Source organism: Elusimicrobiales bacterium (assembly GCA_041651175.1).
Taxonomy (GTDB): domain Bacteria; phylum Elusimicrobiota; class Elusimicrobia; order Elusimicrobiales; family Elusimicrobiaceae; genus JAQTYB01.
The window spans coordinates 135,164-158,603 of the sequence record JBAZJT010000003.1 but is presented as its reverse complement, the minus strand read 5'-3'; the positions used below and the strand labels follow the sequence as shown (position 1 = coordinate 158,603).

Genomic DNA, 23,440 nt, shown 5'->3' with positions numbered 1-23,440 from the left:
ACCGCTAAGGCAGCCGCGCCAGCCAGCCGGAAGTTTTGGCGGGGCGCGGTATGTCTCCCAGAATTGTCATTGCGCCCGGCTCCGGCGCGGTAAGCCCGCGCGCGCGGGCGGCCTGCTCCAGTTGGGCGGGCGATTTCAGCTCGTCTATCTGAAAACGGATATGCTCGTTTCCGGCCTGTTTCAGCCTGATCTCGCGCTGCAGGCGCGCCATCTCAAGGCCGGAACGGGTGGCCTCCACGCGCTCGCAGACCAGCGCCAGCGCCACCAGGCCCGCGTAAAGCATCCATAGGAACGCAGTTCTTTCTTGCATGATCATTGCGCCTCCGCCGCGAAGCAGATCTTCCGCCGCTGGACTTAGCGCCGGCCCGCGCGGAATACATCCCGCCCGCGCCGCCGAAGCCCCCGGCGACAGTTTCAAACGCGCCCAACGATATACAAGACGGACCTTTCTCCGCCCGGTTTCCGCCCGCGCCGTTTCCGGCGAAAGCGGGAACCGGACGGCATCAAATCTTTTGCGCCGCGCGCAGCTTTGCGCTGCGCGAGCGGGGGTTTTCCTGCGTCTCCCGCTCCTGCGCTACGACCGGTTTTCGTGTAAGAACACTCCAACTGCCGTCCGCCGCCATATCCCTGAAAGCGTGTTTTACCAATCTGTCCTCAAGCGACTGAAAAGTTATGTACACCGCCCTCCCGCCGGATTTAAGCGCGGACGGAAGGGATTTAAGCGATTTTTCCACATTCTCCAGCTCGCCGTTTACGGTGATACGAAGAGCCTGGAAAGTTCTGGTGGCGGGGTGTATCGCGCCCCATGTTCTGCGCGGAACGGCTTTCTCCGCCGTCTGCGCCAGGCGCGCCGCCGTGTCTATCAGCCCGGCTGCGCGCGCTTTTACTATGGCCGAGGCTATCTGTCCCGCGAAACGCTCCTCCCCGAGGCGTTTTATCATGTCTTTGAGCTGTTCCTGCGGCCATGTGTTGACTATCTCGGCGGCGGATACTCCCCTCCTCCTGTCGTAACGCATGTCCAGCCCGCCGCCGTCCCTGAAGCTGAACCCGCGATTCTGGCTTAACTGCCACGAACTGAGACCCAAATCAAAAAGCGCGCCGTCAAAACCGTCTTTGGCATGCTCGCGCGCGATATCAGCGATGCCGGCGTAATTGCCGTGCGCAAAAACAACTCTGTCCGCGTATTCCGCCAGATTTTCGCGCGCGATTTCCAGCGACTGCGCGTCCATGTCGGCGGCCACCAGCCTGCCCCGTGGCGAGAGCCGCGCGCAAATCAGCCCGCTGTGCCCGCCGAGGCCGCATGTCCCGTCAAAATAAACCCCGTCGGGGTTTACCGCCAGCCAATGCAGCGCTTCCTGCGGCATCACCGGCGTGTGGGAGGCGGAAGTCATATGTCGTAGACCTTGGCGAATTCCTTCGCCCGCGGCGCGATATCGGTCTTATTGTACTTTTTCCAGCGGGCGGCGTCCCATATCTCGGCCTTGCCGCCCACGCCCACTATCACGGCCTCCCTGCCGATTGAGGCATGCTCCCTGTGCGCCGGGGCCAGCAGGATTCTGCCCATCGCGTCCGGCGCGCATTGCGCCGCATTGCCGAAAAAATAGCGGCGGAACGCGCGCAGCGCGCGCTTGTCCCCGCCGGAGGCGGGCAGCCCGCCGGAGGCCAGCGCCTCCCACTGCGACGGCAGGAAAAGGTAAAGGCAGTTCTCCGGCCCGGTGGTTACCACAAAGCCCGCGCCGTTTTCGCGCTTTAGCGCGGCGCGGAAATCCGGCGGAAGCGAAAGCCTCCCCTTGTCGTCAGCGCGGTACCGGTGAATGCCGAAGAAAGCCATAATCTTCTTTTGCCACTTTTTGCCACTTTATGCCGCCAATTCCCACACAAGATTAGCATAGGTCAAATGCGCGCCGTTGTCAAGGCCGAATTTCCGACGGCCGCTCGCGTTCGGAAGAAGCGGCGTTCTGCGCTGCCGGGCGGGGCTCGGGCCGGCGGCCTGCCGCGCGGCGCATTTGGTAGAATGGATTTATGCGTATAGCGCTGGCGCAAATAAACCCCAAAGTGGGCGATATAGGCGGCAACTCCGCCAGGATACTGGAATTTTCCCGCAGGGCGCAGGTTTTGGGCGCGGATATCGCGGTTTTCCCGGAATGCGCGCTTACCGGCTATCCCGCCTGGGATTTGTGGGAGGACGATGCTTTTGTCCATGCCTGCTCCCGCGCGCTGGCCCGGCTTGCGGCAGCCTCGGATAAGACCGCCATTTTGTGCGGGCATGTGGAGTTCAACCGCGCCGGCACCGGCAAGCGGCTGCTGAACTGCGCCTCGCTTCTGCGCGCGGGCAGGCGTGTGGCCGTGCGCGCCAAAACTCTTCTTCCCACCTACGACGTCTTCGACGAGGCGCGATACTTTGAATCCGCATCTCGCAACCTGCCTCTGCGGTTTCGCGGAAAGAAGCTGGGGATAACCATTTGCGAAGACGTGTGGAACTCCGCCCTGCCTCGCCGGTACAAACAGCAGGACCCGGTTGCCGCCATGAAGGGCGCCGACGCGGTGATAAACCTTTCCGCCTCGCCTTTCTGCGAAGGAAAGCCCGCGCTGAGGCGGCGGCTTATCGCCTCGCATGCGCGCAGGACCGGCGCGCCTTTTGTCTACTGCAACCAGGCCGGCGGCAACGACGACCTGGTTTTCGACGGCAACAGCTTCGCCGTGAACGCGGCGGGCCGCGTAATCGCCAGGGCAAAGCCGTTTGAAGAGGATTTGGTCGTTTTTGAAACCAGCGGCAAGCCGCTGGCGGAAATCCCCCCCCTCTCCGACGGGGAGGAGATTTTCCTGGCGCTGGCTGCCGGGATACGCGATTATCTGGCCAAATGCGGTTTCAAAAAAGCGGTGCTGGGGCTTAGCGGCGGCATAGATTCGGCGGTGGTGTGCGCGCTGGCGGCTTATGCGCTGGGGCCGGAGAATGTGACCGGCGTGGCCATGCCCTCGCGCTACAGCGCGCCGGAAAGCGCGCGCGACGCCAGAATGCTGGCGCAAAATCTGGGCGTGAAGTATCAGGAGATAGGCATAGAGCCGCTGCGCGCCGCCTTTGACGCCGCGCTTGCGCCGCTTTTTTGCGGCCTGCCGTCCGATATCACCGAGGAGAATTTGCAGGCCCGCATACGCGGCGCGCTTTTGATGGCGCTGTCCAACAAGACCGGGGCGATGCTGCTGTCCACCGGCAACAAAAGCGAGATTGCCGTCGGCTACTGTACTTTATACGGCGACATGTGCGGCGGGCTTGCCCCGCTTGCCGACCTGGCAAAGACAAAGGTTTACGCGCTGGCGCGGCATATAAACGCGCGCATGGGCGCGCCGATACCGGAGCATACAATAACCCGCCCCCCCAGCGCGGAGCTGCGCCCGGACCAGACCGACCAGGACGAGCTTCCCCCTTACGAGGTGCTGGACGGTATAATAAAATCCTACATAGAGGAAGGCAAAACGCCGCGTGGCGGCAGGCTGGTCCGCAAAATGCTGGACAAGATGGATTTCAGCGAGTTCAAGCGCAAGCAGGCCGCCATCGGACTGAAGCTGACGCAGAAGGCATTCGGCGTCGGCAGGCGCATGCCGGTTGCGCGCGGGAGCTATAGATGAAATTTTTATCCGCGGCGCTTGCGGTTGCGTTTATGGCGGGGCCGGCGCGCGCGGAGTATTTCGAGCCGTCGCTGCCGCAGATACTGGCGGAAAAAAACACGCCGCTTATGCTGGAGCAGATCAGCGCGGAATATCAGAAAAAACTGATGGCCCCCTATGCCCAGCCGGAACCCGAAGACCTGCGCCCCAAAAATTTCGCCGAGAAGATTTTCAGCAAAATAGTGATTCCGCTGCGGCCCGGCCCGCTGCTGCTGCTTCCCGTGGTGGATTCCAGCCGCGACCTCGGCCCCAATTACGGCCTCATGCCCATATGGGCTTTGCGCGACGAAAAACGCAAAGCCATTTCCTCCGTGCTTGCGCCGTCGGTGAATTACAACCAGTACCTGCGGACCACTTTCACCTACAGGCATTATTTTTTCCCGGACGACGTGCAACTGTGGGTGGCGCGGCTTTCATACTCCGAAATCGTGCAGCGCGAGCTTTTTCTGCGCTACAGCAATCCCGCCTTCATGGGAACGCGCTGGCGCGTCAACGCCGAGATGCGCCACTGGATAAACGGCAAAGCCTCTTTCTACGGCACGGGGCCTGAAAGCACGGAGGACGGCAAGGCCACCTTCGCGCTGGAAAAAACCGGCGGGGAGTTCACCATAAGCGCGCCCATGCCCGCCAATCTCTATGCGGATTTCACGGAATCCTATTATCAGTACAAAACCTCGCAGGGGCCGGTGCCGACTTTGCCGCAGCTGAAGGATAAATACCCCGCCATCTACAGCCAGACGTCGGATATGCGCGATTTCCTGATACAGCGGCTTTCGCTTTTTTACGACGATACCGACCATCCCGTCATTCCCAAGCGCGGCACTTACGCGGCGGCCTCCGCCGCTTTTTCCCGGCACGGCGTGGCCAGCGATTACTCCTATAATTATTACAGCGCCGAGATGAAGCATTATTTCAACTACAGGGGGCAGGGCAAGCAGGTTACCGCCGTCCACGCGCTGATTGAAAACGTCAAGGGCCAGGACACGCTGCCGTTTTACGCGATGCCCACCCTGGGCGAAAGCACGGGGCTGCGCGCCGTCGGCGACGGGAGATTTGTGGACGCGGGCAAAATAGTTTTCAACATAGAGCAGCGCGTTACCCCGTGGAAAGTGTCGGTGATGAATTTTTTCAGCGAGTTTGAATTCACCCCGTTTATAGATGTGGGCACGGTTTACAGCACGCTGGGCCGGGTGCAGCCGAAACAGTTCAGCGTCGGCTACGGCGGGGCTTTTCGGATTGTGATACGCCCGCAGGTGGTGGCCACGGCGGATTTCGCCTTCAGCAAAGAAGGCACCAATGTCATCATACACGTCGGCTACCCTTTCTGATTTTGCTAAACTGTGGGTAATCCCGCTTCAGGCGGCTTGAACAGAATGGTTTAAGGAGGCTTGTTATGCATATACCGGATTCAATGATGCACGGGCGGGTCTGCCCGGTTACGGCGGCCGTGGCGGTAACGGCGCTGGCCGCAAGCGGCTATGCCGCCGCAAAGTCAAAGGACAAGCCGGCCCCCGCCAAATTCGCGGCGGTTTCCGTTTTTGTTTTCGCGGTGCAAATGCTGAATTTTCCGGTGCAGCACGGCACATCCGGCCATTTCCTGGGCGGGACGCTTGCCGCCGCGCTGCTGGGCGTTCCGCACGGCATAATAGCGATGGCGATAGCGCTGGCGGGGCAGACTCTTATTTTCGGCGACGGCGGTGTAACCGCGCTTGGGGCCAATGTAATCAACATGGCGCTGATAGGCGCCGGGCTGGGCGGCCTGCTGCGGCATTATTTCACAAAGGCCGGAATGCGGGATTCGGCGGCCACTGGTTTTGCGGCGTGGGCGTCAGTCGTGGCTGCAGCCGCGGCCTGTTCTTTTGAGATTGCGTCTCGGGGTCAGCTTGGCAACACCTTGCGGGCGATGCTTCCCGTCCATGCGCTGACGGGCGTTGCGGAGGCGGCAGTCACAGTGGCGGCGGTAAAGCTGTTTGCGACGCGCCGGCAATCCTCCGCGGATTATGCGCCTGCGCTGGCGGCTGCGGCGTGCGCCGTGGTAGCCGCGCCTTTTTCCAGCAAACTGCCCGGCCTGCTGGAGCAGACAGCCTCCGCCGCGGTTTTCAGCGCGCCGCTTGCGGGGTATGCGCTGCCTGCGGTTGCCAATCCGCATTTTTCTGTTGCGGCGGCGGGCGCGCTGGGGGCGGCGGTTGTTTTCTGCGCGGCGTATCTGGCGGCGAAAACCCTGTCCCCGCAAAAAGCCTGATTTGCCTACACCAAGCCCCCCGCGTTTGCGGGGGGCTTGGTGTAACCTTTCGCTCCGAAATACCACATATCCGGAATTTGGTAAAATGGATGCATGATAAATCCGTGGACGCAATTTAGTATTGAGTATGCGAATCAGCGGAATTATCTGGATGATTTGTTTCAAGTATACCCCACTATCCCCGATGGTATCCGCGAAGTTGACCCAAAACTCTGGCAGGCTGTGGAGCGGGCGTTTGAGAAGCGGGATAATGCGGCGCTTCTTGAAAATTTGCTGCGGCTTGAATTATTCCCGATAAAAGATTCCTATGTGGCATACCTCAAACGGGACAAAACTGCATTGAAGCGGAACCCCGGAACGGTTAGCCGTCTTTGCGGACGTCTGTATGAGATGGGGCTTGATAAAATACATTCCCGTTCCTGCGAACCGAAGGAAACGAACAGGCAGATAGGCCCGCTGTTCCGTCGCTGGCTTAATAAAAAATCCTTGGGAGTGGAACCGCTTAAGCTTGATATGTTCCTGAAAGAGCGTGGAAATGCCGTGCTGGACGCAGGCGATGCTGAAATGATGGCCTTTGCCCGGCGTACCCTGAACTATAAGCGCAACAAGGGATTGGATTTTGTGGGCCGCTTCAACGGAAAATATGTCATCGGAGAAGCCAAGTTTCTAACTGATTTCGGCGGGCATCAGGATGCGCAGTTTGAAGACGCTCTCGCCACAATGCAGACGCCGGGCGTGAAAGCCATAACGGTTGCTGTGCTTGACGGGGTGCTATACATAAAGGGCAATAATAAAATGCATAAGACAATTGCCCGGCTGCGAAGCGGCAATATAATGAGCGCGCTTGTCCTGCGCGAATTCCTGTATCAGATTTGATTTTATGCGCATTTCGTACGAGAACAAAAAAAGCGAAAAGGAAATACTCTCGGCAACCAAAAGAGCCAGACTTCAGGTTGTTTCCGGTGCCGGAGCGGAAAATAAACTTATCCGCGGGGATAATCTTTCTGTGCTGAAAACGCTGCTTGACACTCACGCCGGGAAGGTGGACCTTGTTTATATTGACCCGCCCTTTGCCACAAACGGGCAATTCAGAATGGGCGAAAGCCGCGCCAATACCATAAGCTGCGGCAGAAAGGACGCCATAGCCTACTGCGATAACCTCGTGGGGGACGAGTTCCTGGAATTTCTGCGTGAGCGGCTGATTTTCTTAAGGGAGCTTCTGTCGCCGAGCGGCTCCATTTATCTGCACATTGATTATAAAGTAGGCCACTATGTGAAAATTATAATGGACGAGGTGTTCGGGCGGGAGAATTTCAGGAATGATATAACGCGCATCAAATGCAACCCCAAAAATTTCCACAGGAAAGCTTACGGCAACATCAAGGATTTGCTGTTGTTCTATTCCAAAACGGATTCTCCGGTGTGGAACGACCCGCGCGTTTCATTCTCCCCGGAGGATGCGCTGCGCTTGTTCCGTAAAACCGACGAAGGCGGGCGGCGTTATGCCACAATACCGCTTCATGCCCCCGGCGAAACCGCGAACGGCGACACTTGCAAGCCGTGGAAAGGGATGAGACCGCCGGAAGGCCGCCACTGGCGCACCAATCCCGCGGTTCTGGAGACGTGGGACAGGGACGGGCTGATAGAATGGTCATCAGCCGGCGTTCCGCGCAAGAAGATTTTCCTTGATGAAAGGGACGGCAAGAAAATGCAGGATATATGGGAGTTCAAGGACCCTCAATATCCTCAATACCCGACCGAAAAAAACCCGGATTTGCTGAAATTTATTATTTCCGCCTCCTCTAATGAAGGCGGGTTGGTGCTTGATTGCTTTGCGGGTTCCGGCACTACGCTTGTGGCGGCGCAGTCTCTCAACCGCCAGTGGATCGGGATTGACCAGTCTGAGGCGGCTATAAGAACAGCGCAAAAACGCATCGACGAGCTTGCGCCGGACCTGTTTGTCGCGGCGGAATACGAATTTTCAACGGCTGACGGCTCTTCTTCCTGAAAAATCACATCACTGCTGAAGCTGGCTGATGTCGGCTACGGAAGCCAGCATCTCGTAGAGTTCGCCCAGCAGCGCCAGCCGGTTGGCGCGGATTTTGGGGTCGTTGTCCATCACCATGACCGAGGTGAAAAACCCGTCAATCTGCGGCTTGAGCGACACCATTTCCTTCAGGCAGTATTCGTAATCAAGCTGAGTGGCGCGCGGGCCGGAGAGGTGCAGGTCCGTCTTTGCGCGCACGGCCTTCATGGCGGCGTAAAGGTCGTTTTCGGCGGCGGTTGAAAACAGCGCCCGGTCCGCCTGCGCGGGGCCGGTTTGCGCGGACTGCGCCCCGGCGGCAGCGGGGGAGGGGGTGCGCTCGGCATCGGCCTTGCGGGTGATGTTGGCGACACGTTTGAACGAAACCGCCACCGCCTCAAAATCGGCGTCTTTGCGCATGTTGTGCAGGGCGCAGACGCGGGCGAAAACCTCGCCGAAAGACATGGGCTTTGCCAGCTCCCCGCCCCGGAACTGCGCCTGGCGCACGGCGCGGATTTCATCCGGCCCGAAGCCTTTTTCGGCCAGAATGGTTTCGGCCCGCTGCCAGATAAACTCTTCCGCCGCGCGCAGTATTTTATCGCGGTCCGGCAGCAGCGGCTCCGGCTCTTTATCGGAGAGCTGGCGGCGCAGCAGGTTCACGCGGCGGGTAAGCTCGCCGCTTTTGAAATCGTCCGGCAGCAGCGAAAACGCATGCCCTGCTATCTCGCAGGCGGACAGCGGCAGCCCCTTTTCCATCATGATTCTGACCAGCCCCGCCGCCTGGCGGCGCAGCCCGTGCGGGTCCTCGCTGCCGGTAGGCTCCATCCCCACGGCGAAGTCGCCGACCAGCGTGTCCATTTTTCCGGCCAGGGAAACTATCGCGCCTTCCAGAGTGGTCGGAAGCTGGGATTTGGCGGTCAGCGGAAAATAGAATTCCTTTATGGCCAGCGCGGCGCGCGACTGCTCGCCCGCGCGGGCCGCGTATTCGCCGCCCATGGAACCCTGTAATTCGGGGAATTCGCGCACCACTTCGCTGGCCAGGTCCGCATATGCGAATTTGGCGGCCTGCAGCACGGCGAATTCGTCCAGATGAATGTCCTGCCGTATGCGCTCGCATATCCAGCGGGCCAGATGCTCCACCCGCGCGGATTTCTGATACATGCTGCCGAGTTTTTCGTGGAACAGGATTTCGCCCAGTTTGCCGCGCATGTCGTCCGGCGGGCGGGTGAGGTCCTTTTCAAAGAAAAACATCGCGTCCGACAGGCGCGCCTCCACCACCGCTTCAAAGCCGGCCCGGACCTCGGCTACGTTGCCGTGCGCGCCGTCGCAAACGGCGATGAAGTTGTGAGTAAGCTCGCCCTGCGGATTTACCGTCGGGAAAAATTTGAGCTGCTTTTTAAGCACGGTGGTGATAAGCTCCGGCGGCAGCTTCATAAAGCGCTTGTCAAACCCGCCGTGCTGGGGCATCGGGTTTTCGGCGAGATAGACGGTTTCCTCCAGCAAATCCTCGTCCAGCGCGGGCTCCGCGCCGCAGAGCGCGGCCTGCTCCCTGACGGCGGCTGTTATCTGCGCGCGCCTTTTTTCCGGCTCGCAGACGACCGTCTCTTTCTCAAGCGAAGGGAGATACTCTTCCGGGGCGGATAGTTTGACCGGTTTCCCCCCCGTCTGCCCGGAGATTTTATTTGAAGACTTCACCCCGGCGATTTCAAATTTAACCACATCCTTCCCCAGCAGCCCTGCGAGCGAGCGTATGGGGCGCGCGAAGCGGAACTGGCTTTCCTCCCACACCATGTTTTTGGGAAATTGCAGCCCGGCAATCAGCTTCGGGAAAATCTCGGAGAGAATCTGGCGCGCGCTTTCGCCTTTTATGATTTTTTTTGCGGCCAGCACCTCGCCTTTTGGCGACTGGACCGGGTACAGCTTGTCCGGCGCAACGCCCTGCGCGCGGGCGAAACCCTCGCTTTGCGGGGTGAATTTGCCGTTTGCGTCCTTCCATTTGGAAACCGACGGCCCCAGCGCCACTTTTTCCGCGTCCGGCGAGGAGTCCGCCAGCCCGTCTATGAAAAGCGCCAGCCGCCGGTGAGTGCCGCAGGTCCGGACGCTTTCAAAAGCGATTCTTTTTTCGGACAGCAGTTTCTGCGCGTTGTCCTCAAGCTGGCGCAGCGCGGGCTTTACAAAACGCGCGGGCAGATGTTCGGTTCCGATTTCAAGGAGTGCGGTTGTCATAGTCTACTCTTTTATATGCTCGGCGATATCGGCGACGGCCTCGCGGCGGGCGGTGCCTTCGCAGGAGGCTGTTTTCGGCGAATGCGCCTCCACGTACCCGGCGGCGCATTTGCGCGCCATGGCGCGCACGCGGCCTATCAGCAGGGCGCGCTCGGTTACCGAAACCGCGCCGCGCGCGTCCAGCAGGTTGAAATAATGGGAGCATTGCATCGCCGCGTCGTAAGCCGGCAGATACAGCCCCTTGGCGGCAAGGTCAAGGCATTCGCGCTCGTAATCGCCGAAATAGCGGCGCAGGTTGTCGGGATTTGTCTCCTCAAAGTTGTAGCGGGAGAACTGGCGCTCCTGCTCCAGATGCAGGTCCCCGTAGGAGACTGCGCCGTTCCAGCTTACGTCGTAGACATTGCGCTTTTTCTGGCTGTACATGGCGATACGTTCCAGCCCGTAGGTGATTTCAACCGTAATCGGATTCAGCGTAAACCCCGCCATCTGCTGGAAATAGGTGAACTGCGTTATCTCCATTCCGTCCAGCCACACCTCCCAGCCCACGCCGGAGGCGCCCAGGGTGGGAGATTCCCAGTCGTCCTCAATCCAGCGGATGTCGTGGGCTTTGGGGTCCAGTCCGATGGCTTTCAGCGAATCCAGATAGAGCTTCTGGCTGTTTTCCGGCGCGGGTTTTATTATCGCCTGGAACTGGTAATACTTGGCCAGCCGGTTGGGATTGTCGCCGTATCTGCCGTCGGCGGGGCGGCGGGACGGTTCCACATATGCGCGGCGGACGGGTTTGCCGGTCAGCGAGCCGAAAAAGGTGGCCGGGTTGAAAGTCCCCGCGCCTTTTTCAATGTCGTAGGGCTGTATGACGCAGCAGCCCTGTTTCTTCCAATAATCGGAAAGCGTGGACACGATATCCTGAAAATCCATAATCCTCCGGCGGCAAAAACGCCGCTATCCGAGATTCAATCAAAAAACCGCGCGGAGGAGCAAAGTCAAAGAATCCCGCAACCGGATTTTTGGAGGGCGCGATTTTGATATACTCTCGGCGTGGGATATTTATCGTTTGCTAAAAAAGTATATGTGAAACTCGCCAGGGCCGCCGCGTCCGCGCGCAGAAGCGAGGAGCTTTACCGCGCCCTTGTGGAAACCACCAACACCGGCTATGCGGTGCTGGACGACCAGTGCCGCGTTCTTGACGCCAACGGCGAATATGTGCGCCTTACCGGGCACAACTCGCTTAAGGAGATATTGGGCAGAAGCGTGCTGGAGTGGACAGCCGGGTACGAGAGCAAGAAGAGCGAGCAGTCCGCCGCGAAATGCGCCAAGGACGGGCACATAAGGAATCTGGAAATAGATTACGCGGACCGGAACGGCAATATAACCCCGGTGGAAATAAACGCCACGGCAACCCGTGCCGGAGACTCGCGCCGGGTGCTTATGCTGTGCCGCGACATTACCGCTCGCTGCGCGGCGGAGAATCGGCTGCGCTATTTCCAAAAGGCCGTGGAGCATTCCACCGACGCCATCGGCATGGCCACGCCGCAGGGGCGGCATTATTATCAGAACGAGGCTTTCACCCGGCTGTTCGGCAGGACGGTGGAGCAGACTGAGGGCGAATCCGGCCCGCCCTCCACGGTTTTCGTGGATGAAAAAATCGGGCGAGAGGTTTTCATCGCGGTCAACGGCGGAGGAGTCTGGAGCGGCGAAGTGAAAATGTTCCGCAGCGATAACAGCGTCATAGACGTACTGTTGCGCGCCTATTCCATGAAGGATGAGAGCGGCAAGGTCATTGGCACGGTCGGGGTGCATACCGACATAACGGAGCGTAAAATTGCGGAGGCCGCCGTCGCCGCCGAAAGGGAGCGTCTGGCGGTTACGCTGCGCTCCATCGGCGACGCGGTGATATCCACGGATACTGAAGGCCGCATAACCATGATGAACAAGGTGGCGGAACGGCTGACCGGCTGGAGCGAGCGGGCCGCGCTGGGCAGGCCGCTGCCGGAGGTTTTCAGCCCGGTCAGCGGGAAAACTCTGGCGAAATGCCCCAATCCTGTGGTCCGCGTGCTTGATACCGGCGGCGCGGCGGAGCTGGCCGGCAATGCCCTGCTGATAAGCCTTGCCGGCGGCAGAGCCGATATCGCCGACAGCGCCGCGCCGATTCTGGACGCCTCCGGCAAAATGTTGGGCGCGGTGCTTGTCTTCCGCGATGTTACCGAGGAGCGCCGCCGCCAGGACATAAACGAGAAATTCCGCGATATCAGCGAAATGACATCAGACATGCTCTGGGAAACCGATGACAGGGCTTTGTACTCCTACGCAAGCCAGCGCTGCCGCGATATTCTGGGATATGAGCCGGAGGAACTGTTGGGCAAATCCCCGTTTGATTTCATGCCTCAGGAGGAGGCTGCGCGGGTGATGCCGGTTTTCGGGGGATATGCGGCCCGGCGCCAGCCGTTTACGCTGCTGGAGGCGGTTCACCGCCGCAAGGACGGCGTCCTGGTGACGCTGGAAACCAACGGCGTTCCCGTTTTTGACGGGGAGGGCAGGCTGCGCGGCTACCGCGGCGTAGACCGGGACATAACCGAGCGCAGAAGGAAAGACGAAGCCCTCCGCCTGCTGGAGGTGGAAAAGCAGGCCAGCGACGCGGCCAGCAGGGCAAAGACCGCCTTCCTCGCCAACATGAGTCACGAGCTTCGCACGCCGCTCAACGCCGTGATAGTCTCCGCCGACGTGCTGGAACAGGAGATGTTCGGCGGACTAAACGACAAGCAGCGCGAGTATGTCGGCAACGTGCTGTTCGGGGGCAGGCATCTGCTCACTCTTGTCAACGACATACTGGACATGTCCAAAATAGAGGCGGACAAGCTGGAGCTTTCATTCTCCCGCGTCCGGGTCAGGGATATCGTGGAATCGTCCGGCGCCATGATGCGCGGGCAGGCGGCGCAGGCCGGAATCAATTTCTTTGAGGATATCGCCGTCCCGGAGGACGCCGCCGTTTTTGCGGACGAGCGCAGGCTCCGGCAGATAGTTCTCAATCTCCTGTCCAACGCTATCAAGTTTACGCCGCAGGGCGGCTCTGTTTCCATAAAGGCGGAACTGGCGGAGCCGTCCGCGTTTGGCGGCGGCTGGATGTCCGATATCGCCTCTGCCAGTCCGGGGGCCGGCAAATTCCTGGTGGTAACGGTCAGGGACACTGGTATCGGCGTCAGGCCGCAGGACACGGACAAGCTGTTCAAGCCCTTTTCGCAGGTTGACGCGGAAAGACCCGGCACCGGACTGGGGCTTGCGCTGGTAAAAAAACTGGCGGAACTGCACAAAGGCGCCGTCCGGTTTGAAAGCGAGGCGGGCAAGGGCAGCGCTTTCTCCTTCGCCATCCCGGCGGAGTCAGCCTGATATTTTACCGGATTTCACGTAATTCCTTGAGGAATTGCACAGCAGGGAAGCGCGGCGGCGGGTTCCGGCGGAGCCTCAATCAATGCCAGCGAGTTCGGCGGGCGGTTGAGCTGCGAGGCGAAAAAACGCCGCAGCACGGTTTCCGTTCTGGGAAGATATTCCAGTTCGTCATCGCCGCATTCCAAATCGCAAAAATCCGCGTGATGAAGCTTGCGCCAGAATTCCCTGTCTATCCCCAGAACGGGGCGGTCCAGCCCGAAGCCGGCAAGCGCCATAAGCCGGAGCGTGAATGCATGGCGCATGGCGCCGGGCGCGGCGGCGGAATCAAGGTGGCGCAGCGCGCTTTCCAGCAGGTCGTATTTCAGGGGATTGGGCTGGGAAGCCGGCGTCATCTGGTGCAGCAGCTCGCAGAAATGCAGCGCCAGCACCAGCTTTGAGTAATCCCGCCGGATTCCGGGAAAAACGGTTATCAGCTTGCCGCCGGCGGCGGTGCCGGTCAGCGCGCCGGGCCTGAAGCTGTAGCGATGCTCGGCGCAGGAGAGCGGCTCCGCGAAGGCCTTCAGCTTGCCCTGATGCCGGTTCACGCCGCGGAAATGCAGCACCAGCTTGCCGCGCGTTCTGGTGTAGACGCAGGCGGCGCGGTCGTTTTCGCGCGTGTTGACGCGCAGGAGCGTTATGGCGGTGTCCGTTAAAATCATTTGTGCCCGTGCCCGGGATTTATTATAATACGATATTATGCTACCTACATACAGACCGAACAGAAGAAAACGGGCGAAAGCCATCGGCTTCCGCGCGCGGATGAAAACCAAGGGCGGAAGGAAAGTGCTCAGCGCGCGCAGACGCAAGGGCCGCGTTCATCTTATTCCGAAGCCGTAACCGCCCGTGCAGCCCGCCAACGATTTTCCGCGCGGCTGCCGGCTGCTGTTGAAAAGGGATTTCCAGCGGCTGTTTTCCCACGGAGTGAAAACTTCCGACAGGGATTTCGCGATGTGGCACCTGCGCGCCGAAGGCGCGGGGCAGCGGCTGGGCGTTATAGTGTCGAAGAAAGCGCTGGGCTGCGCGGTTAAGCGAAACCGCGCGCGCAGGCTTATAAGGGAAGTTTTCAGACTGCATCGCCGTCTCATAGCGGACGGCTGCGAAATGATAATGTGCCCGAGGTCGGACCGAAACCTCGGCGCATGCGGGGACATGGAGAAGGCGGTTCTCCGCATCTGGAAGAAGGCCGGAATTTATGCGGGCTAGTCCGTTTTCCGCGGCGGTGTGCTTTGCGCTGCGGATTGTCAAATTTGCGCGGCCCGTGCTGGGACCGAAGGTGTGCCGTTTCGCGCCTTCCTGCACGGATTATGCGATTGAAGCCGTATCGCTGCATGGGCCGGTGAAAGGGCTGTTCCTCTCCGCAAAGCGCGTTGCCAGATGCCATCCGTTCAACCCCGGCGGCTTTGACCCGGTGCCGCGGTAGTCTGAGAATCTCCCGTCGCAAGGAGATTTCGCGCAATGAGCAAAAACCTCGTTCTGGCTTTCACGCTGTCGCTTGCCGTGTATGCGGGCTGGGCCTATTGGATGCAGAAGCAGTACCCGCCGCGCAAAGCGCCGGCTGCCGCCGCCGCGCAGGGCGAGCCGCGCCTTGCCGAAAACAAGCTTGCCCCCTCAATTTCGCCAAAGACCGTGCCGCTGGAAGGCCAGTCGCCGCGCAAATCCGCGCCGCTGGCCGGAATTCCGTTCAGAACCCCGGAAACGGAGCTGATGTTTTCTCCGCGCGGCGCGGGCATAGCCAGCTTCCAGTATTTCGGCCCGGTAAGCATAGCCGAACTTGTGCCCCATTCCGAACCGGGCTTTTTCGCCACCATGACGGATGTGGAGTTCCGCCTCAAGGAGCGCACAAACGACGCCATAACTTTCACGGCGGAGCCTGCCAGGGGCGTTGTGGTGGAGAAAGTGTTCCGCTGGAGCGGAAACGGGCTGGGCTCTATCACAATCACCGCTGTTAACAGGACCGCAAAGTCGGTGGAGCTGCCCGCCTGGGGCATGCATCTGGGGCCGGGGATAGGCACCGTAGCCACCGAAAAAGAGGAAAATCCCAAGCTCTGGAAGGCGGTTTATGTGGCCAAGCAGGAAGGGCGCAAAAACCCCGTGGTGAACGATTTGTCGTCCAAGAAGCCGCAGGACGGCTGGCTGTGGGCCGGAGTGGACAACCGCTATTTTCTGGCCGCCATAATACCGCAGAACTGGCGCGCCGGGGATATCGCCTATGCCAAAAAAGAGGACGCCCCCTCGCTGTATGCAGTGGCCGATAATGCCGTCTTGCAGCCGGGCCAGCCCAAAACCTGGTCCGTGCAGTTCTATTTCGGCCCCAAGGATTACCGCCAACTGACCTCGCTGGGGCACGGGCTTGACCGCGCGGTGGACTTCGGGTTTTTCGGCCCGCTGGGAAAGTTTATAATGAAAATCCTGTATTTTAACCATAAGATCACGGGCAATTACGGTTGGGCGATAATCCTGCTGACGCTGCTTGTGCAGGCGGTGATGTTCCCTCTCACGCTTAAAAGTTTCAAGGCGAACCTTATAATGCGCAAAATCCAGCCAAAGCTTCAGGAAATTCAAAAGCGCAACAAGGACAATCCCCAGCGCATGAACGCCGAGATGATGGAGCTTTACAAGAAGCAGGGGGCCAACCCGTTCGGCGGCTGCCTGCCGATGCTGCTGCAATTGCCGGTTTTTGTGGCGCTGTTTACCGCGCTGCGCAATTCCTGGGATTTGCACGGCGCGCATTTCATGCTCTGGATAGGGGACCTGTCGGCGAAAGACCCGTATTACGTGCTGCCTATAGTGATGGGCGGCATAATGTTTTTCCAGAACAAAATGACGCTTGCGACCCAGGGAACGGACCCGTCGCAGGCCGCCGTCATGAAATGGATGCCGGTGATATTTACTTTCATGTTTTTAAGTTTCCCATCCGGCCTTGTGCTGTACTGGCTTGTAAGCAACGTAATCGGCTTCGGCCAGCAGTTGTATCTGCAGCGCAAGATGGAGGGAACGGTTTAACGGCATGTCCACAATTCCCGCGCGCCGCGCTACGGCTTTGGCGGATGCGGGAATGCCGGGCATGCTCCAGGAGGCAACAACAATGCGTGAAGTTCAGGCGGAAGCCAAAACCGTGCAGAACGCGGTTGACAAGGCGCTGGCCGAAATAGGTCTGCGCAGGGATCAGGTTGAAGTGGTGATAAAGCAGGAAGGCTCCTCGGGGTTTCTGGGGATAGGGGCCAAGCCCGCAATTGTCACGGTGCGCGAAAAGAAATGGAGCCACGGCGAGGCGGAGGGCGACGCGGACGACCGTCAGCGCCCCCGGCAGCGTCGCGGCGGAGCCGGCCCGCGCGAGCGCGGCGGCAGGCAGGAAGGCAGAGGCGGGCGTGGCGGGCGCGGCGAGCGCCGCGATTCCAGGCCCCGCCGGCAGGACGGTTTTTACGCGGTGAACTCCGCGGGATTCGAGCGTATACCGCTTTCCGCAATCTCCGCAAAAAAACAAGACGAGCCGGAACAGGCGGAAGGGACGGAGCCGCAGCCGCAGCAGGCCGAACTGCCCCCCGTGGAATACCAGCCCGTTCCCCAGCAGCTGGAGCAGTCGGCGGAACAGGCCAAAACCGCGCTGTTGGAAATACTTTCCAAAATCGGCGTCAAGGCCGACAATATCAAGCTGGGGTGGGACGGCGTGCAGTCCCGCATCATGCTGGATTTTGACTGCGACTCGCCGGAAACCGTCATCGGCGGCGACGGCAAGACCATAGAGTCCCTCCAGTACATAATCGTCCTGATGATAAGCCGCAGGAGCAACTCCCCCATAGCGGTCCAGATAGACACCGCAGGATACTGGCGCCGCCTGGAGGCCGGGCTTGTGGCCGGCGTCAACCGCGGCGTTAAAGAGGTGGAGCGTTCCGGCAGGCCCTACAGGATGCAGCCAATGTCCGCCGCCACGCGCAGGTTCGTTCATAAAATGCTCTCCGGCCATCCCAATGTGGAAACCTGCTCCGAGGGCGAGGGCCGCTGGCGCAAAGTGATACTCAAACCGCGCCAGAAAAACGCCCAGCCGGCCTGATATCTCCGCGCGCGCCCCTCGCGGGGCGCGCGCGCGGATTTACCCCCGGATAGTTTCGGCATTTTTGGCGCGGGGCGGTTTGGTTCGGTGGCAAGCACGGCATGAATATCTACCCCGAAGGCGATACCATAGCTGCAGCCGCCACGGCCTGCGCGCCCGGCGCGGTGGGCGTGGCGCGCATTTCGGGGCCCGATGCGCCGCGCATAGCGCGCGCTCTGGCGCGGCGCGCGGCGGAATTTCCCCCCCGCAAAGCCGTGCTGTGCGAAATAGCGGATTCCTCCGGCAAGATAGACGATGTTCTTGTAACCTCCTTTAAATCCCCATTCAGCTTTACCGGCGAGGATGTGGCGGAAATATCCTGCCACGGCTCGCCGTACATACTCTCCAGGACGGTGGAGGCCGCAATCGCGCTGGGCGCGCGCGCGGCGCTGCCGGGGGAGTTCACTCTGCGCGCCTGGCGCAACGGCAAAATGGACCTTGCGCAGGCCGAGGGCGTCTGCGACCTTGTCCGCGCCGAAACCGGGGCCGCCCACAAAGCCGCGCTGAATATGGCGGGGGGCGGCCTGTCGGCCCGGTTTGCGCGGCTGCGCGGCGCGCTGATAGATTCTCTGGCCGGCATGGAAGCCCGGCTGGACGACGGCGACGCCGAGCAGGAGCCGTTTTCCGGCGATGCCGGTCTGGGCCTCGTTGCCGCGGAACTGCGCGCGATGGCCGGCAGTTTCGCCTCCGGCAGAATGATAAAACAGGGCGCGCGCGTGGCCATAGCCGGCGCGCCCAATGCCGGCAAGTCCAGCCTGCTAAACGCCCTGGCGGGTTACGGCAGGGCCATTGTCTCCCCGCTGGAAGGCACCACGCGCGACACCGTGGACGAAGCCGTTGAAATCTGCGGCAGGAAATTCATTCTTACCGATACCGCCGGCATACGCGAGCACGCGCTTGACCCCGCCGAGGCCGAAGGCATGGCCCGCGCGCGCGGCGCGCTGGCGCGTTGCGACGCTGTTGTGTTCGTGCTGGACGGCTCCCGCCCTGCGGACGCGCGCGACCATGCCGTCTGGCGGGAGATATGCGCCTGCGGCGCGAAGGCCATAATAGCCGCCAACAAAAGCGACGCGGGCGGCCCGCATCCGGCGCCATTCGGCCCGGCGGCGCGCATCTCCTGCAAAACCGGCGAGGGCCTGGACGGGCTTAAAAGCCTGCTTGTCCAATCCTGCGGCGCGGAAAATCCGGAAACCGTAATCACCTCGGCCAGGCATTATGGCTGCGTCCGCTCCGCGCTGGACGAGGTTTCGGCGGCGCTGGAAATACTGAGCCGCCCGTCCCCGCCGCTGGAGCTGGCGGCGGAGCATGTCCGCAGCGCGCTGTCCGCCCTTGCCGCAGTAACCGGCGGCACCGCCGCAGACGACGTGCTGGACGCGGTGTTTGGCAAATTCTGCGTGGGGAAGTGATTATGCAAAAGCAAGACAAACCTCTCGCGCGGGAAAGCCTCGCGCTTTTCCGGGACGCGGTTCTGTCGCCGGCGGCGGCTTTTACACGCATGGAGGCCGACGGCGGCGCCCAGTTGCGCGGCTCCGCCGCGCTGTATGCGGCATATCTGCTGGTTTCGCTGGTTTTCTACTGGCTGAAACCGGCGGATTTTCCGGCGCCGGTTTCGGGAATGCCATCGGCGCAGTTTTCGCTGCACGGCTGGCTGGCGGGCGAGGTGGCCGGCGGGACGCTGTTTGTGTGCGGCTGGGTTTTCCTGCTGTCGGTGCTTGCGCCTCTGGCGCTGCGGCTGCGCGCCGCGTTCTTTCTGCCGGCCTGCGCCGTGCTGGCGCTGGCCCCGGCCGTTTTAATGGCCGCGCTGCGCGCGGCGGACGCGCCCGCCGCGCTGTTTCCGCTTGCGGCGGCGGCTTTTTATGCGGCGGCATGGTTTGCCGCGCGGCGGGCGGATTTCCCGTACCGGAAAATGCTTTCGCTGCTGCTGCTTACAAGCTCGCTTGAGATTATCTCCCTGGCGGCGCAGACGCCCGCCGTGATATTGAGGCAGGAGACGCTGTATCTGTCGGCGCAGATAATATGGGCGCTGTGGATTCTGGCGCTGACGGTGAAGGCCGTCTCCCGCTTCTGCGGCATACCCATCGCGCGCGCCGCGGCTGCGGTGTTTTCCGCGCTGGTGGCGAGTTTTACCGCCATACTCGCGCTGGCAAACGGCGGGCTTATTTCCAAGTCAACGCTGGCGATGTTTTTCGCCGGCTGACGGCGGGCCGGTCCGCCGGATATCATGGCACAGGATTTTTACAGGCTTGAAGGCGCGGATGCCTTTGACGTAATCGTGGCCGGCGCGGGGCATGCGGGCTGCGAGGCTGCGCTGGCCTGCGCGCGCATGGGCGTTTCCACGCTTCTTATAACCCAGGACCTGGATACCGCCGCGCAAATGTCGTGCAATCCCGCCATCGGCGGCATAGCCAAGGGCCAGATAGTCCGGGAAATAGACGCCCTCGGCGGCGAAATGGGCAGGAATGCCGACGCCGCCGCCCTCCATTACCACATGCTCAACACCGGCAAGGGCGCGGCCGTGCATTCCCCCCGCTGCCAGTGTGACAAAAAGCTATACCAGTTCACGATGAAGCATGCGCTTGAGACTGCGCCGGGGCTGCGCTTTGTGCAGGACGAGGTTATCTCTCTTGCTGTTGAAGGCGGCGCGGTCTGCGGCGCGGAAACGCTGCGCGGCGCGCGCTACCGTGCCAAAGCGGTCATAATAACGGCGGGAACTTTTCTCAAAGGCGTCATTCACATGGGGCTGCGCTCGTCGCGCGGAGGCAGGTGCAACCATTTCCCCAGCGACGGATTGTCGGACAGCCTGCGCTCCCTGGGCTTTGAAACGGGGCGGCTCAAAACCGGCACTCCCATGCGGCTTAACGGGCTGACGATAGATTTTTCCAAATGCCGGGAGCAGCCGTCGGATGAAAACTGGATTCCGTTCTCTCATTTCCCGCGAAAGCGGGAATGCGGGTTCATGTCCTGCTGGCTGACGCACACCACCCCCGCCACGCACGATGTCATACGCGTCAATCTGGACAGGTCGCCGCTTTACTCCGGGAAGATAAGCTCCGTCGGCCCGCGCTACTGCCCGTCCATAGAAGACAAGGTGGTCAAGTTCCCGGATAAGCAGTCCCATCTGATTTTTCTGGAACCGGAAGGCTACCGGACGCAGGAGTATTACGTAAACGGCCTTTCCACCAGCCTGCCCGAAGACGTCCAGCTTGCCGCCGTGCGCACGGTGCCGGGGCTGGAGAACGCCGCCATCATGCGTCCCGGCTATGCCATTGAATACGATTATTTCCCCCCCACCCAGCTGAAGCCTTCGCTTGAGACCAAACCGGTGGAGAACCTTTTTTTCGCCGGGCAGATAAACGGCACCACCGGCTACGAGGAAGCCGCCGCGCAGGGGCTGATGGCCGGGATAAACGCCGCGCTGAAATTGCGCGGGGAGCCGCCGTTTGTGTTGCGCCGCGACCAGGCGTACATAGGCGTGCTGATAGACGACCTTGTAACGCGTGGCGTCAACGAGCCGTACCGCATGTTCACCTCGCGCGCGGAGCACCGCCTGCTTCTGCGCGGAGACAATGCGGATGTGCGCCTCGCCGCCGCCGGTTTCCGGCTTGGACTTTTGCCGGCGGAAATGCGGCCCGCGTTTGACAGTTATATAAACGCGGTGGACGCGCTTATGCGCGGACGGGAGCCGGAGGCGGTGCTGCCTCCCTGGACTGCCGCCCGCGCCCGCCGCCATGTGGAAATAGAAAAATCCTACAGCGGGTACATAGAGCGTTCTCTGCGCGAGGCGCAGAAGCTGGAAAAGACGGGCCGCGTCCGCATACCGCCGGAATTTGACTACGGCTCCGTAAAGGGGCTGCTGACAGAATCCCTGCAAAAGCTTTCCGCAATCAGGCCGGAGAATCTGGGCCGGGCGGCGCGCATCCCCGGCGTTACGCCCGCCGATATACAATTGCTTCTGGTGCATATAGAGAGGCGCAATGGACGCGGATAATCAAACGCTGGACGCGCTGAACGCGCTGGGCATAGTCCCCTCCCCTCAGCAGCTTGAGCAATTGCGGCTTTACGCCCGGATTGTGGAGGAGAAAAATTCGCGCCTCAACCTTACCGCCGCGCGCGGGGAGGCGGAACTCTGGCGCCGCCATGTCGCCGACGGGCTTTTCGGCGCGCTGGCGCTGCGCGGGCGCGCTAAAACCGAAACGCCCTCCATAGCCGACGTCGGCGCGGGCGCGGGGTTTACAGGTTTTGCGCTGAAAATAATGTTTCCGGGGGCGCATGTGCATTTTGTGGAAAGCGTGGAGCGCAAATGCGCCTTCCTGCACTGGGCGGCGGCCCGGCTGGGGCTGCGGGATGTCTCGGTCCACTGCATGAGGCTGGACTGCCGCAACGCGCCCTTTCAGGCGGATTTCGTTTTTGAACGGGCGATGGGGCCGCTTGAGGAGATAATAAAACCCTGCCTCTCGCTTGCCGCGCCCGGCGGCTGGTTTGCCGCCTATCAGACGCATGCGCCGTCCGCGGCCCTGCCGCCGCACGAAACCATAGAGTACCGCCTTGCAGGGGAACAACAGCCGCGCTCTTTGCTATTATTTAGCCAATGGATATCCTGACCAAGCTGCGCATTGCATTTTGGTTCCTGGTGCTGCTGCTATGGGGAACTTTTATGGCGGATTTTTTCCGCATAGACGCCAAGTCCGCCAGACAGGCCGTTAAAAAGGTTTTGGTACGCGCGCATTTGTATGTCCCGCCCAGGGATATTTCCGACCAGCCCGAAGGCCCCCCCAAACCTTATGACGCCGAACCTCCGGGGGCCGCCCCGCAGGACGGCAGGAAATCCGGCTCGGCCCTGCTGAAAATTCTCAACGACAGCGTTGTTGTCGGCGTGGCTGAGCCGGAAGAAAAACCGGAAGACAAGATAACCGGCATTCCCCAGGAGCGCGGCAATCAGGAAAAACCGCCGCCGGTGGATTTCAGCCAGCCGCCGTCCGCGCAGCCGGAGCCGCCGTCTTTCCCGCCGCCGCCGGCCACTTTCGTTTTCTCGCATACCCGCCATTTTGTGATTTACCGCGACAAGTCACCTATTTCCGACGACCTGATGCGGGGCCTTGAGGACTTGCACCGGAACATAATGATGGACCTTATCGCCTTCTCGCCCTGGACGCGGGAAGCCCGCGTGCTGATATATCTGTTCACCTCGCCGCGGATATACCGCATAGTAAGCGGCAGGCCGGCATGGTCCGGCGGGGCCAGCTCCTCCAGCCGCAGGCTTATGTATGTGCTGGAGGAGGCGGACTACATGGGCATAATCGCCCATGAGCTGACGCATATTTATTTTGACAGCTTTTTCAACAAGGCGTGGCAGAGTCCGTTATGGCTGTCGGAGGGGATGGCGGTGTTCATGCAGGCAGACCGCGCCAATGCGCCCCCCTCCTGGCTGTCGGACGATCTGGATGAGCTGGCGCAGGGAAAGGGCCTGGAGCTTGCCAGACTGATATCCGTCAACTCGCTTGACGGCATGGAAGAGGACGAGGTTAAGCTCTGGTATACGCAGTGCTACAGCGTGGTGCGTTTTATGCTGAGGCTCAAGCCCGCCGGCGGGTTCTATACCTTCTGCCGCATGCTGCGCGACGGGGAGCCGCTGAACCAATGCCTTGTCCGCGCCTACGGAATGCCTTTTGACCGGCTTTCCTCGCTGGAATCCGCCTGGCGGCAGGACCTCAAAAACAGAAATATCGCCGGAATGTGACCTGCGCGGTTTACCCATTCTCGCAACCAACTG

22 protein-coding genes are annotated in these 23,440 nt (G+C 60.8%); 16 read left to right on the top strand and 6 right to left on the bottom strand.

What is annotated here, in order from left to right; all coding sequences use genetic code 11:
• Positions 1 to 4: 4 nt before the first annotated feature.
• The 3 genes from WC421_03270 to WC421_03260 form a co-directional block, all read right to left on the bottom strand.
• The gene (locus tag WC421_03270; GenBank protein MFA5161243.1) at positions 5 to 310 is read right to left on the bottom strand and encodes a hypothetical protein; all 306 of its coding nucleotides are present in this window, start codon (positions 308 to 310) and stop codon (positions 5 to 7) included.
• Positions 311 to 503: 193 nt separating this feature from the next.
• Positions 504 to 1,391: a 16S rRNA (cytosine(1402)-N(4))-methyltransferase RsmH gene (gene rsmH, locus WC421_03265; protein MFA5161242.1), complete on the bottom strand. Its 888-nt coding sequence runs from the start codon at positions 1,389 to 1,391 to the stop codon at positions 504 to 506.
• A complete protein-coding gene (locus WC421_03260) occupies positions 1,388 to 1,831 on the bottom strand; it encodes a division/cell wall cluster transcriptional repressor MraZ (protein ID MFA5161241.1) in 444 nt (147 codons plus the stop codon). The genes rsmH and WC421_03260 overlap by 4 nt, the downstream gene beginning before the upstream one ends.
• Positions 1,832 to 2,022: 191 nt before the next feature.
• On the opposite strand from WC421_03260, the gene WC421_03255 reads away from it, so the two are divergent.
• From WC421_03255 to WC421_03235, 5 genes are all read left to right on the top strand, one after another.
• Entirely contained in the window at positions 2,023 to 3,627 is a 1,605-nt protein-coding gene (locus WC421_03255) for an NAD+ synthase (protein ID MFA5161240.1), read from the top strand.
• The gene (locus WC421_03250) at positions 3,624 to 4,994 is read left to right on the top strand and encodes a BamA/TamA family outer membrane protein (GenBank protein MFA5161239.1); all 1,371 of its coding nucleotides are present in this window, start codon (positions 3,624 to 3,626) and stop codon (positions 4,992 to 4,994) included. Before WC421_03255 ends, WC421_03250 begins: the two co-directional genes overlap by 4 nt.
• A 65-nt stretch (positions 4,995 to 5,059) precedes the next feature.
• Positions 5,060 to 5,908 carry an energy-coupling factor ABC transporter permease gene (locus WC421_03245; protein MFA5161238.1) on the top strand — a complete coding sequence of 283 codons (849 nt, stop codon included), beginning with the start codon at positions 5,060 to 5,062 and terminating at the stop codon, positions 5,906 to 5,908.
• A gap of 93 nt (positions 5,909 to 6,001) precedes the next feature.
• A complete protein-coding gene (locus WC421_03240) occupies positions 6,002 to 6,784 on the top strand; it encodes a hypothetical protein (GenBank protein MFA5161237.1) in 783 nt (260 codons plus the stop codon).
• Positions 6,785 to 6,914: 130 nt separating this feature from the next.
• Positions 6,915 to 7,916 carry a site-specific DNA-methyltransferase gene (locus WC421_03235; protein MFA5161236.1) on the top strand — a complete coding sequence of 334 codons (1,002 nt, stop codon included), beginning with the start codon at positions 6,915 to 6,917 and terminating at the stop codon, positions 7,914 to 7,916.
• Positions 7,917 to 7,925: 9 nt separating this feature from the next.
• On the opposite strand, the gene glyS is transcribed toward WC421_03235, so the two are convergent.
• Both glyS and WC421_03225 read right to left on the bottom strand, forming a co-directional pair.
• Positions 7,926 to 10,157 carry a glycine--tRNA ligase subunit beta gene (gene glyS, locus WC421_03230; protein MFA5161235.1) on the bottom strand — a complete coding sequence of 744 codons (2,232 nt, stop codon included), beginning with the start codon at positions 10,155 to 10,157 and terminating at the stop codon, positions 7,926 to 7,928.
• 3 nt (positions 10,158 to 10,160) lie between these two features.
• Positions 10,161 to 11,075, bottom strand: coding sequence for a glycine--tRNA ligase subunit alpha (locus WC421_03225; GenBank protein MFA5161234.1), 915 nt, complete (start codon positions 11,073 to 11,075; stop codon positions 10,161 to 10,163).
• 153 nt (positions 11,076 to 11,228) lie between these two features.
• Here WC421_03225 and WC421_03220 point away from each other — a divergent pair, with 153 nt between their 5' ends.
• A complete protein-coding gene (locus WC421_03220) occupies positions 11,229 to 13,541 on the top strand; it encodes a PAS domain S-box protein (GenBank protein ID MFA5161233.1) in 2,313 nt (770 codons plus the stop codon).
• A 14-nt stretch (positions 13,542 to 13,555) separates the two neighbouring features.
• On the opposite strand, the gene recO is transcribed toward WC421_03220, so the two are convergent.
• Positions 13,556 to 14,239 (bottom strand): DNA repair protein RecO, encoded by a 684-nt coding sequence (gene recO / locus WC421_03215; protein MFA5161232.1) that lies wholly within the window; start codon positions 14,237 to 14,239, stop codon positions 13,556 to 13,558.
• A gap of 37 nt (positions 14,240 to 14,276) precedes the next feature.
• On the opposite strand from recO, the gene rpmH reads away from it, so the two are divergent.
• The 10 genes from rpmH to WC421_03165 all read left to right on the top strand — a co-directional run bounded on the left by rpmH (position 14,277) and on the right by WC421_03165 (position 23,407).
• Positions 14,277 to 14,417, top strand: coding sequence for a 50S ribosomal protein L34 (gene rpmH, locus WC421_03210; GenBank protein MFA5161231.1), 141 nt, complete (start codon positions 14,277 to 14,279; stop codon positions 14,415 to 14,417).
• Between the two features lie 6 nt (positions 14,418 to 14,423).
• Complete coding sequence (gene rnpA, locus WC421_03205) at positions 14,424 to 14,783, top strand: ribonuclease P protein component (protein ID MFA5161230.1); 360 nt, start codon at positions 14,424 to 14,426, stop codon at positions 14,781 to 14,783.
• Entirely contained in the window at positions 14,773 to 15,000 is a 228-nt protein-coding gene (gene yidD, locus WC421_03200) for a membrane protein insertion efficiency factor YidD (protein MFA5161229.1), read from the top strand. The genes rnpA and yidD overlap by 11 nt, the downstream gene beginning before the upstream one ends.
• Positions 15,001 to 15,035: 35 nt before the next feature.
• On the top strand, positions 15,036 to 16,583 hold the full coding sequence (gene yidC / locus WC421_03195) for a membrane protein insertase YidC (protein ID MFA5161228.1): 1,548 nt from the start codon (positions 15,036 to 15,038) through the stop codon (positions 16,581 to 16,583).
• A gap of 82 nt (positions 16,584 to 16,665) precedes the next feature.
• The gene (locus WC421_03190) at positions 16,666 to 17,631 is read left to right on the top strand and encodes a Jag N-terminal domain-containing protein (protein MFA5161227.1); all 966 of its coding nucleotides are present in this window, start codon (positions 16,666 to 16,668) and stop codon (positions 17,629 to 17,631) included.
• Positions 17,632 to 17,732: 101 nt separating this feature from the next.
• Positions 17,733 to 19,076, top strand: a complete 1,344-nt coding sequence (gene mnmE / locus WC421_03185) for a tRNA uridine-5-carboxymethylaminomethyl(34) synthesis GTPase MnmE (protein ID MFA5161226.1) — start codon at positions 17,733 to 17,735, stop codon at positions 19,074 to 19,076.
• Between the two features lie 2 nt (positions 19,077 to 19,078).
• Positions 19,079 to 19,867, top strand: coding sequence for a hypothetical protein (locus tag WC421_03180; protein ID MFA5161225.1), 789 nt, complete (start codon positions 19,079 to 19,081; stop codon positions 19,865 to 19,867).
• Positions 19,868 to 19,891: 24 nt separating this feature from the next.
• Positions 19,892 to 21,658, top strand: a complete 1,767-nt coding sequence (mnmG, locus tag WC421_03175; GenBank protein ID MFA5161224.1) for a tRNA uridine-5-carboxymethylaminomethyl(34) synthesis enzyme MnmG — start codon at positions 19,892 to 19,894, stop codon at positions 21,656 to 21,658.
• Positions 21,645 to 22,271 carry a 16S rRNA (guanine(527)-N(7))-methyltransferase RsmG gene (locus tag WC421_03170; protein MFA5161223.1) on the top strand — a complete coding sequence of 209 codons (627 nt, stop codon included), beginning with the start codon at positions 21,645 to 21,647 and terminating at the stop codon, positions 22,269 to 22,271. Before mnmG ends, WC421_03170 begins: the two co-directional genes overlap by 14 nt.
• Positions 22,259 to 23,407 (top strand): hypothetical protein, encoded by a 1,149-nt coding sequence (locus tag WC421_03165; GenBank protein MFA5161222.1) that lies wholly within the window; start codon positions 22,259 to 22,261, stop codon positions 23,405 to 23,407. Before WC421_03170 ends, WC421_03165 begins: the two co-directional genes overlap by 13 nt.
• Positions 23,408 to 23,440 lie beyond the last annotated feature (33 nt).